Origin of the sequence: Halotalea alkalilenta, from assembly GCF_001648175.1 — a bacterium.
Classification (GTDB): Bacteria; Pseudomonadota; Gammaproteobacteria; order Pseudomonadales; family Halomonadaceae; genus Halotalea; species Halotalea alkalilenta_A.
In genome coordinates this window covers 1,023,996-1,034,514 of the sequence record NZ_CP015243.1, presented here as the reverse complement: position 1 = coordinate 1,034,514, position 10,519 = coordinate 1,023,996, and the positions used below count along the sequence as shown (strand labels likewise).

11 protein-coding genes are annotated in these 10,519 nt (G+C 60.9%); 4 read left to right on the top strand and 7 right to left on the bottom strand.

Annotation, left to right across the window (positions count from 1 at the left end; all coding sequences use genetic code 11):
• Nucleotides 1–74 precede the first annotated feature (74 nt).
• Both A5892_RS04585 and A5892_RS04580 read right to left on the bottom strand, forming a co-directional pair.
• Entirely contained in the window at nt 75–440 is a 366-nt protein-coding gene (locus A5892_RS04585; protein ID WP_150123485.1) for a hypothetical protein, read from the bottom strand.
• Nucleotides 441–538: 98 nt separating this feature from the next.
• A complete protein-coding gene (locus A5892_RS04580; protein ID WP_064121797.1) occupies nt 539–865 on the bottom strand; it encodes a hypothetical protein in 327 nt (108 codons plus the stop codon).
• A 638-nt stretch (nt 866–1,503) separates the two neighbouring features.
• Between A5892_RS04580 and A5892_RS04575 the strand changes: the two genes are divergently transcribed.
• Together A5892_RS04575 and A5892_RS04570 are read left to right on the top strand one after the other, a co-directional pair.
• Complete coding sequence (locus A5892_RS04575; RefSeq protein ID WP_082890277.1) at nt 1,504–2,358, top strand: formate/nitrite transporter family protein; 855 nt, start codon at nt 1,504–1,506, stop codon at nt 2,356–2,358.
• 440 nt (nt 2,359–2,798) lie between these two features.
• Nucleotides 2,799–2,978, top strand: a complete 180-nt coding sequence (locus A5892_RS04570) for a hypothetical protein (protein ID WP_064121796.1) — start codon at nt 2,799–2,801, stop codon at nt 2,976–2,978.
• A 65-nt stretch (nt 2,979–3,043) separates the two neighbouring features.
• On the opposite strand, the gene A5892_RS04565 is transcribed toward A5892_RS04570, so the two are convergent.
• Nucleotides 3,044–3,949 carry a LysR family transcriptional regulator gene (locus A5892_RS04565; RefSeq protein WP_064121795.1) on the bottom strand — a complete coding sequence of 302 codons (906 nt, stop codon included), beginning with the start codon at nt 3,947–3,949 and terminating at the stop codon, nt 3,044–3,046.
• 120 nt (nt 3,950–4,069) lie between these two features.
• On the opposite strand from A5892_RS04565, the gene A5892_RS04560 reads away from it, so the two are divergent.
• On the top strand, nt 4,070–4,936 hold the full coding sequence (locus A5892_RS04560; RefSeq protein ID WP_064121794.1) for a pirin family protein: 867 nt from the start codon (nt 4,070–4,072) through the stop codon (nt 4,934–4,936).
• Nucleotides 4,937–5,046: 110 nt separating this feature from the next.
• On the opposite strand, the gene A5892_RS04555 is transcribed toward A5892_RS04560, so the two are convergent.
• From A5892_RS04555 to A5892_RS04540, 4 genes are read right to left on the bottom strand one after another with little or no spacing between them, the layout of a single operon-like run.
• A complete protein-coding gene (locus tag A5892_RS04555) occupies nt 5,047–5,697 on the bottom strand; it encodes a DsbA family protein (RefSeq protein WP_064121793.1) in 651 nt (216 codons plus the stop codon).
• Nucleotides 5,694–6,137: a disulfide bond formation protein B gene (locus A5892_RS04550; RefSeq protein ID WP_064121792.1), complete on the bottom strand. Its 444-nt coding sequence runs from the start codon at nt 6,135–6,137 to the stop codon at nt 5,694–5,696. The genes A5892_RS04555 and A5892_RS04550 overlap by 4 nt, the downstream gene beginning before the upstream one ends.
• On the bottom strand, nt 6,130–8,256 hold the full coding sequence (locus tag A5892_RS04545; protein WP_223302789.1) for a heavy metal translocating P-type ATPase: 2,127 nt from the start codon (nt 8,254–8,256) through the stop codon (nt 6,130–6,132). The genes A5892_RS04550 and A5892_RS04545 overlap by 8 nt, the downstream gene beginning before the upstream one ends.
• Nucleotides 8,253–8,489, bottom strand: a complete 237-nt coding sequence (locus A5892_RS04540) for a heavy-metal-associated domain-containing protein (protein WP_027351300.1) — start codon at nt 8,487–8,489, stop codon at nt 8,253–8,255. The genes A5892_RS04545 and A5892_RS04540 overlap by 4 nt, the downstream gene beginning before the upstream one ends.
• A gap of 399 nt (nt 8,490–8,888) precedes the next feature.
• Here A5892_RS04540 and A5892_RS04535 point away from each other — a divergent pair, with 399 nt between their 5' ends.
• Complete coding sequence (locus A5892_RS04535; protein WP_064121791.1) at nt 8,889–10,067, top strand: ATP-binding protein; 1,179 nt, start codon at nt 8,889–8,891, stop codon at nt 10,065–10,067.
• Nucleotides 10,068–10,519 lie beyond the last annotated feature (452 nt).

The following is a 10,519-nucleotide window of genomic DNA, read 5'->3' as shown; positions in this document are numbered from 1 at the left end:
GGCATGGGCGCGAGCCCGTGCCCATGAGATTGAAGTAAAGCGCAGAGGGTTGCCTTCATCCGCTGGGAGGGAAATCAAATCTCCAGCGTCTTGCCCCGCGGATGAATCAAAGGAGAGAGCTCGAACTTGGACAGGCTCTGGGTGAAGACCAGGTCGGCAGCACCGGCGGGCACTGACGAAGGAGGTTGCAAGGTGAACTGGCTGAGGTGCTGATAACCCATCGTCGTCAATCGCGCGCCATAGCAGCTGTCGTGATTATTACCGATGCGTCGACGATAAGTAGCGAAGATGAGTCTTTTCTCTTCTAAATAAAGTGCCGATTTAACCACCAGCGCTTTATCGTAGAATTGCGACAATATATCCATGCTGGCTTCGTCAGGATAAGCCGTGTATGCGAGGTTCAATATTCTATCGGCAAGGTATTCGGTCGCTTTTTTCATGGTGGCCTCGTCAAGCATTCATCACGCAATGAATGTTGGATTCTCGGCAGCCATCGATATTCAGTCGAAACGCTGAGGAGAGCGAATCTAGCACGATGTCATGATATTACTTTTCCATTCACGAACCTCACGCCTTCATACATGCCGGAGTCCCTGGGATAGCGTCTCACATTGATCAATGTGCCCGCGCTTTGCATGTCGACATCATCTTTCGGACCGCTCGCATCGTCCCGCGCGGCGGCCGGTGTACCGCCCTCGCTCGCCCATGCATCCTCGTCACGCCGGTCGATTGCAGCCTCTTCCACTCCCTGCAAGAGGCGTTCGTCCTGAACCTGGCGGCGATCTTCGTGGACCAGAAGCTTGGTATACGCTGGCAGTCCGGAATCATGCTGGCGAACATATACGCTTTGATGCGATGCTTTCATTGCTCACCTCCTGTCGATTCGATGGACAGTGCTTGCGAATGGAACTTTTTAAATATTCTTCTGAGATACCGTCCATGACCATCATGGGAGAGGTAAAGATCCGAGCGAAACTTCGGGTATTTCTTCAGTGACATGTTCAGCATAGGCTTCCACTAGTAGACTAGCAATCCTATCCATGCCAACTTATTTTTTTATCTTTTATGTCCGCGTACGCAGTTGAAAAACAACACTATTTCTAACGCGCCATTGGCACCCCTGAGGCCGCTGGCAACGGGCGCCCATTCGCGCGAGCGCAGGCGTTTTGCAGACGAACCGTACGCAGGAATGGCTTTCAGCGCGCCGCAGCATGCGCGGCCTATCGAACCGAGCGAATGGCAATGTTCCGCTAGCGAGCAGTCAACGAAAGTCGTAACATCGTGCGACATCTTGACGCAGCCTGAAGCCTGAAGCGTCATCGCCTCCGGCAAGAAACGGCCCTCGGAGGACGCCACCCGTTTGGAGACGGGCTGCGCGCTCCGAGCGGCCCAACCGCGCCTGGAATGCGCCTCGTCACATCCTTCAGCTGCGCCGCCAACCTCGCCCCTGCCCCTCGGCTCTTGCGTAAGGGCCCGGCTGTGAGCGCAACCAGAGAAGGGACCATGTCATTTAACACGCCTCAGGAAACGGCCGCTATCGCTATCGCGGCCGGCGTCAAGAAAGACCAGATGCCGCTGGTCTCGCTGCTGATCCTTGGCTTTCTCGCCGGAGCCTTCATCGCCATCGGCTTTCTGCTCGATATCCGCATCACCGGCACGATGCCGGACGAGTGGGGCTCGTTCAAGAGCTTCATCGGCGCATCGGTGTTCCCAATCGGGCTGATACTGACCATCCTGGCCGGTGGCGAGCTGCTCACCGGCAATATGATGACGCTGCCGATGGCGCTGTTCTCGAAGAAAATCGGCGTGGCGGGACTGCTGCGGAACTGGGGCATCGTGACCTTCGCCAACTTCCTCGGCAGCGTGGCGATCGCCTGGGGCTTCGGCCACTACCTTGGCCTGACCGAAGGCGCCTTCCTCTCGACCACCGTCGGTATCGCTGAGGCAAAAGTCAGCGCCGACTTCTCCCACGCCTTCGTCTCGGCGATCGGCTGCAACTGGCTGGTCTGCCTGGGCGTGTGGCTGGCCTATGCCAGCAAGGACGTCGCCGGCAAGATACTGGGCATGTGGTTCCCGGTCATGGCCTTCGTCGCCATCGGCTTCCAGCACGTCGTCGCCAACATGTTCATCGTGCCTGCCGCGATCTTCGCCGGTGAGATGACCTGGGCCGAATACGTGCCGAACTTCATTGCCGTTTTCCTCGGCAATGCCGTGGGCGGTGCGATCTTCGTCGGTTTGGCGTATTTCGTCGCCTATCGCCCCGGCGAGACGGCATCCGCTCATCACCAAGCGCCCAAAAGCGAGAGCCTGGCCGAGCAGCATCAACGCGCGCGCCAGACCGAGGTAATGTCGAAGTAACCAACGAAAGGCCTACCGAGGGATTCAGCCTTGGCGCCTCCCCTACCCGTTCGTCCCGAATGCAGCGAAGCGGGATCGAGCGGGGCGGGGCTCGAGGGCTCGCTTACCTTTATGAAACGTTCTACATACACATTGGTGCATTCTTGTCTTTTGTTATCGTGGGATAACGAAGTTCGTGGCTAATATCGAACGCATAAGGAGCAGCAACCGGCAAGGACGCCGACCTCATCTCCTTGCGCCGCTGCCCACCGCCAGGGTTCTGACATTCCCGCCATAGGGTCGCACCACCAGCGCCTGATCCTCTATCGCCAATCTTTACGTCCCAGCCGTCCAGCGGTATTCGTCCCTGCCTCAGTATTGAGTGGTTATGTCCCACGGAATGTCCCAAGGCATTCATGTGCGTCATGATGCACGAAGGTGCTTGTAAGGATACGAATCCTATGCTAACTACTCTCGTCCTGGTCACGGCGTTCTCCGCCGGCGCGATCACCGGGATACTTTCCAGCTTGCTGAACCTTGGACTGCTCAAGGCGGCCTTGCTGATCCTGGCACCCGTCAGCCTGATCCTCCTCCCTCTGCGCACCCAAGTGGTGAAACTTCCCCCGCGCCGGGTGGCGTGACCCTTCATATATAGGCCACTGGGTGATCAACGCCGCTGGGTTTGGCCACTGAAAGCCTTACGCCCTCAATCTTCCTCCAGCTGCTCGAACCCGCTGACAAGAAAGTCGATCAAGGCTCTGACCGCCGGGAGCTGCCCTCGCCTCGATGCGAACACCGCATGCACGATCTCCTTACGTGGCGCCCAATCGGGCATGATCTTGACCAGACGCCCATCGGCCAACTCCTCACTCACCATCATCGTCGGTAGCTGGACGACGCCGACGCCGCGAACCGCCGCCATACGCAGCGCCAGCATGCTGCGAGTGATCAGACGCGGCTGGTGATTGACCACCGCCTCGGCACCATCAGGGCCGAGCAGCCGCCAGGCGTGCTCACCGTGAGAGGGGCCGAGATCGAGACTTGGCAAGCCAGACAGATCCGCGGGTGAGCGCAACGTCCGCTCATCGCCAAGCAGGGAAGGGCTCGCGACGATGCACTGGCTGCGATCGGACAGCACGCGCATCACCAGCTCACTATCTTCCAAAGGCGGCGGCCTCACCCGAATCGCGACATCGATACCTTCGCCGACCACATCCACGCGGCGATTGGTGGCTTCGATCTGCAGCTGGACACGGGGATACCGGGTCATGAATGCAGCGACCATCTCTCCGACCCGGGTCTCGAGCATGGCCACGGGGCAGGTCGCCCTGACCGTCCCACAAGGCTCGGAATGCGTCATCGCCACGGCGTCTTCCGCCGCCTCCGCCTCGATCAGCATGGCCTTGCAGTGCCCATAATAGGTCAGGCCTATATCGGTGACGGTGAAACGCCGGGACGAACGCTGGATCAACCGTACCCCCAGGCGCTCCTCCAGCAGCGCGATGCGACGGCTCAATTTCGACTTCGGCACGCCCAGGAAGCGCCCGGCGGGCGCAAAACCGCGTTGCTCCACTACCTGGACGAAGTAATAGAGATCGTTCAAGTCTCGCATGGATATCGTTCACCCTATGGAACGCTGAAGGCAAATACTGCCATCTACCCGTCTCATCGTCGCGCTTCTATAGTCGACACATATCGAGGCAGCAGCGCCTCGAGCGATAGGAGCCCTATGATGAAAAAGATTCTCGGCGTCTACACCGCTCCCAACCCGCACTGGGTCGGAGACGGCTTCCCGGTTCGCACTCTGTTCGATTACGAAGGCCTGGGCCGCCACCTGAGTCCGTTCTTGCTGCTCGACTACGCGGGCCCGGTGAGATTCGAACCCGCCTCACGCCCCCGGGGCGTCGGCCAGCACCCTCATCGCGGCTTCGAGACGGTGACCATCGTCTACCAAGGTGAAGTGGCGCACCGGGACTCGACCGGCGCGGGCGGAACGATCGGTCCGGGCGATGTGCAGTGGATGACCGCCGCCGGTGGCATCCTGCACGAGGAGTTCCACTCCCCCACCTTCACCGAGCAAGGCGGTGTGCTGGAGATGGTGCAGCTGTGGGTCAATCTGCCAGCCAGGGAAAAGATGACCGCCCCCGGCTACCAGACCCTGCGCGATGCCGAGATCCCCTCGGTCGCCCTGCCGGACGACGGTGGCAAGGTGCGCGTCATCGCCGGACGCTACAAGGATTCGAGCGGCCCAGCCCTGACCCGCACCCCGATGGATGTGTGGGACCTGCGGATGAATCCGGGGGCCAACACCCGCTTCGAGATCGCCAAGGGTCGCACGCTGGCGCTGGTGGTGCTGCATGGCACGGTGCTGGTCAACGGTGTCAAGATCGCGCGGGATGGCCAGTTGGTGCAGTTCGACCGCGCGGGTCGCGATATCGAACTCGAAGCCAACAACGGGGCCACGGTGCTGTTGCTCAGTGGCGAGCCGATCGATGAACCGATCGTCGGGCGCGGCCCGTTCGTGATGAACAGCAGCGAAGAAATCGTCCAGGCCGCACGCGATTTCACCAGCGGACACTTCGGCCGGATAAGCGACTAAGCACTTGGTTGGCCTTGCGGATGGTAAGCGCAGGGCCAACCCCTCGCCGATGCCAATCATTCGCGCGGTTTCATCGAAGAAGAAGTCAAATCCCAGGATGGATCACGGATTTAGCGCTCGGCCTCACTTTTCACCATTTCGTACAGCGACCGAGGGTTCAGCTCGGCCAGCGGCTTGCCATTGACGAAGAACGTAGGTGTTCCCCGCACGCCAACGGCCTGCAGGTCGGCGACATCCTGCTCGAGCAGCTTGTCCACCGCGCCGGAAGCGATGTAGGTGCGGGCACGCTGCAAATCCAGCCCAGCGGCCTCGGCGAACTCCCAAGCACGCTCTGTCGCCGGCGCCTCGTGGCTGGCCCACACCGGCTGCGTTTCGAGCAGTGCCTCCAGCACGGGTTCGAAGCGCCCCTGGTCCCGCGCCGCCTCCATGACCTGCACCCCTACGATCGAGGCCTCGCGATGAAATGGCGTGTATCGGATCACCAGGCGCGCCTCGCGCGGATAGGCAGCCAGGATCTGCTTGACGTAGGGGTAGAAGGCCCGGCAAGCCTCGCAGGCGGGGTCGAAGAACTCAACGATAGTGACCGCAGCGTCGGCGGACCCTATGGCCGGCGAATGATCCCGGACCATGACATCGAGCTGGGCGGCAGCCTGGTCGGCGGCCTGCTGCCGGCTAATGCGATCATAGACAATGGCCGCCACGGCGAAGGCCACCAGGGCGATGAAGGCAGTGGCGATGACGATCTTGGTACGTCGGGTCATGCAAAATTCCTGGCACGGGTGATTAAAAGCAGTACGACGATGGCACCGAAGGCGGCCAACGCCAGCAGGGGCAGCGGCAGGCCGCTCAGGATGGTCATATCGGCACTGGTGCAGGATACGCCCTGGCTGCAGGGCGTGATCCGCTCAGGGATCACCCCCAGGTAGAGCAGGCTGTGGAAACCCGCCACCAGCAGACCAGCGACGGCCAGCGGCAGCGCATAGCGCCAGCTCGCCAAGTCGGTGCGCAGGCAGGCCACCCCGAGCACGATGGCCAGTGGGAACATGAAGGCGCGTTGGAACCAGCATAGATTGCACGGTGCCTGGCCCATCACCTCGCCGACGAAGAGCACTACCAGGGAAGCCCCCAGTGCTACGAGCCACGCGGCGAACAGCAGCGCCCAGCCGCTCTTTGCGCGATCCGATACTGCTGCATCAGTCATTGGCGGCCTTCCTGTTGCGGATCAACCTGGACGAATTGGCCAGTATGCCGATGTCCGGGATCGACTGCAGCGCCGCCGCATAGATAGGCGGCAGCAAACCGAAGGCCGCGAGCGACAGGCCCACGAGATTATACAGCGCGGTGAAACCTATGTTGGTGCGCACCACCCCCATGGTGCGCCGCGCGATGTGGACCGACTCGGCGACGAGCCGCCAGTCCTCGCGCATCAACACGATGTGAGCGGCCTCCATGGCGACGTCGGTACCGCCCCCCATGGCGATGCCGACATCGGCCTGGGCCAACGCCGGCGCGTCGTTGACCCCGTCGCCGACCATCACGACGCGATGGCCCCGCTGCTGCAGTTCACGCACGATGCGAATCTTGTCCTCCGGCAGCAAACCCGCGCGATAGCCCAGGCCCAGCGGCGCGGCGAGGGCGGCGGCGGTACGCTCGTTGTCGCCGGTCAGAAGCTCGATGCGGCCGATACCCGCGGCCCGCACGGCGACCAGCGCATCGGCCACCTCCGCACGCAGCGTGTCCTGCGCCGCGAACAGGCCGGCCAGTTGCCCATCCACCACCATGAACAACAGACTCTTCCCCTCGGCTTCGAGCCGCTCAGCGATGCCTGCGACAGCGTCCACCTCGGCTCCCGCGGGCAGCATGCGGCGATTGCCGATCTCGACCGTCCGCCCGTCGATCACCGCGCGCACGCCGCGCCCGGGCAAGGACTCGAAGCGTGCAGGTTCATCCGGCGCCATGGTCCGCTCCTCGGCCAGCCGCCGTACCGCCTCGGCGAGCGGATGTTCCGAATGGCGTTCGGCCGTCGCCGCCAGGCACAGCAGCGCCGCCTCATTCCACTCGCCAAGTGGCACTACGTCGGTGACGCGCGGGCGCCCCGTGGTCAGCGTGCCGGTCTTGTCCACCAGCATCACGTCGCAACCTACCAAGGCTTCGATGACCCTGCCGCCCTTGATCAGCAGGCCCTGGCGCGCAGCGGCACCGACCGAGGCCATCATCGCGATCGGCGTGGCCAGTGCGAACGAGCACGAGCAGGCCACCACCAGCACCGCCACGGTGGCCAGGATGTTGCCACTGAGCAGCCAGGTCAGAAGGGCGATGGAGGCGACCACTGGCAGGTACCAGGCGCTGAACCGGTCGGCCACCCGCTGGACCTTGCCACGGTTGGCCTCGGCATCCTCGACCAGCTGCACCGCGCGCCCGAAGGTGGTGTCGCGGCCAATACGCTCGGCGCGCAGCTTGACGTGGCCGAGCTTGGCCAGGGTCGCCGCATAGACCTTGTCTCCAGGCTCGGCCTCCACCGGCATGCTTTCGCCAGTGATCGCGGCCTGGTCGAACGTCGCTTGGCCCTCCAGCACCACGCCATCCACAGGTACGCGCTCACCTGGGCGCACGATGACCACCTCGCCCGGCGAGATGGTCTCGACGGCGACTTCGCGCTCGACGCCATCGCGCAGCACGCGGGCGGTTTGCGGTGCCAGCGCCGTCAGCTCCTTGAGCAGCCGGCGCGCACGCTCGCTCGTGAAGCGCTCGGTGAACTCACCAACGCGCATGAAGAACACAACGATCGCAGCAGTGGCCCACTGGCCGATGGCCAGCGCAGCGATCGCACCTACCGTCATCAAAGTGTGACTGGTCACCTCGCGTCGCAGCGCGCAGCGCAGCACGCCCGCGAAGACCGGGTAGCCGAAAGCCACCACCGCCAGCACGCCAGCCCACCAGGGCACGCGCGCGGTGAGCTGGTCGAACACCCCAAGGCCCTCGCCGATCACCACCACGAACAGGATGGCACCGAACAGAATGCCTAGCGTGGTGAATAGCTGACGCTGCAGCGTCTTGGCTTCCAGCACATGGCGTGGCGTTGCGTCGGCCCCATCCCCGACCGGCGTCGGCTGCGGGACCGAGAAGCCGACCTTCTCGATCGTCGCGCGCAGCGCACCAGCCGTCGCCATGCCAGTATCGAACATGATGACCGCCTTCTCAGCGTTGAGCAGCACATCGGCGCTCTGCACACCGGGCACTTTCATCAGCGCACGCTGGGCCTTTCGCGCACACGCCGCGCAGTCCATGCCCGCCACCGGCAGTTCGAGGATCTGGATCACGGCTGCGATGCTGGCACGTCGAACCCGGCATCCTCGATCGCCGTGACCAGCGCCTCGCGGCTGACCAGGGCTGGATCGATCCGCACCACCACTTGGGCAGGGTCGAGCGAGACCTGCACGTCATCGACGCCGGACAGCGCGCGCACCGCCTTGTCCACGCCGCGCGCGCAGCCGCCGCAGTCCATGCCAATGACCGGCAGGGTGATGCTTCGCAGGTTCGAGTTCTGGGTCATGGTGGTACTCCTGAACAGGGGTGAAGGCCTCAGCAGCCACTACTTATGACCGGAGCGTAAAACCTATAGCAGGTACAGGTTCAAGCGATATTTTTGACTTGCGCCCAAGCCCCTAGGATGACCCAGGCAGGCCCAAGCCCCGGGGCAAACCGCCAAGGCTACGGCAGAGCTGCTCGATCAGGTCTCGTAGAGGCCCGACATGGACGACCAAGAGATCGCGGGGATAGGTATGGGTGGGAAAAGCGGAGCGACGTGAAGAACGCTAGGTACGTGCCATAGGAAGAAGGGGGCTAAAAGCGAGGACCGAGGCTGGTGCGACCACATGGTCTTTTTGGCCAATTTTAGTCAATTTATCTTTTTATGATAAACTCCCTAAAAGTGCTCAAATTGGAGGTATTCATGGATCCAGTCACTAACCCTTACGCCCCTGGCGCTGGCACGAGGCCACCAGAGCTGGCTGGCCGCGACGAGATCAGAAGACGAGTAACCACATGTATTGCAAGGCTGATTAGAGGTAGGTCAGATAAAAGTGTCTTGATGGTAGGGCTGCGTGGGGTTGGGAAAACCGTGCTGCTGGATCAGATGCGCAAAGACGTTGAAGCTATAGGCGCCAGAACTATCCGCATAGAGGCCCCCGAAGATCGCTCCCTACCTGCGATCCTGTCGCCACAGCTGCGTGTGGCTCTACTCAGCCTCAGCCGGGTCGAATCAGCTAAAGGCTTGGCCAAGCGTGGTCTTCAGGCCTTGGCTGGATTCGTTTCCGCTATGAAAGTTACATATAAGGACATTCAAGTTGGGATTGATGCGGAGGCCATTCCAGGCTTGGCAGATAATGGTGATTTAGAATCTGACTTATCGGATCTTCTCGAAACCTGTGGTCAAGCAGCCAAAAGTGCTGAAACTGCTCTAGTTATTTTCATCGACGAGATGCAATACATAGAGGAACTACAGTTTGGGGCACTGATTTCTGCGCTGCATCGATGTAACCAGAAAGAGCTACCACTCACCGTCATCGGCGCCGGACTTCCTCAGCTTCTTGCGCGAGCAGGAAACGCAAAATCATATGCCGAACGGCTTTTTGACTTCCCAATGATTGGCCCGCTAGATTCTGAATCAGCCGGAGTGGCCATCTCGAAGCCTGCTATTGAAGAGGGGGTCGAGTTTGAGGCCGAAGCTATTGAAAGAATTGTAGAACATACCCACGGGTACCCCTATTTTCTCCAGGAATGGGGAAAGCACGCTTGGGATGTTGCTGAGGAATCTCCAATAACAGCGAAAGATGTACAGTCTGCGACTGTCACTGCGCTAGCAGCACTAGATGAAAGCTTTTTCCGGGTGAGATTTGACCGACTTACGCCTGCAGAAAAACGCTACATGCGAGCAATGGCCGAGCTTGGGCCAGGACCACACCGCTCGGGAGATATAGCCAGCCAATTAAACGTTAAGGTTACGTCGCTCGGGCCCACAAGAAATAATCTGATTTCGAAGGGCATGGTATGGAGCCCCAGCCACGGCGACACCGCATTCACAGTACCCTTGTTCGATGAATTCATGATGCGGATCATGCCCACTGAGTAGTGGAATTAATGCTTGCGTTCCACTTGCGGAATTCCATCCAGCCCGCCGCATGAACTGCACCACAAAAGTCGGACGAAGCAAGTCCGACCTTAGGGATGTTTTTCATGGCGAGATACGGTGAAGACTTCAAGATTGAAGCCGCGAAGAAACATTTATCGACTCGCATGGAACGCGGTTGTTTGCGGCACAGTTCCCCAAGACCTTTATATCGTCCCATCCCACTCCTTTTGTTGCTATGTTGTAAGCTCGGCTGCCGCTAGAGCAGCCTCCTGCCATAGGGACAATCATGATAACTAGAATACTGACAGTGCTCTTCGCAGCGCTGCTCTCCTTGAGCGCGCTTGCCGCACTTCCCACGGCATCGCCAATTCAGGACCTTGCCGCCGTCCAATCACCACTACCCTTCTCGTTTGTCCAAGAAATCCAGTTCGATGGAGGCTGTCCAGAGATCC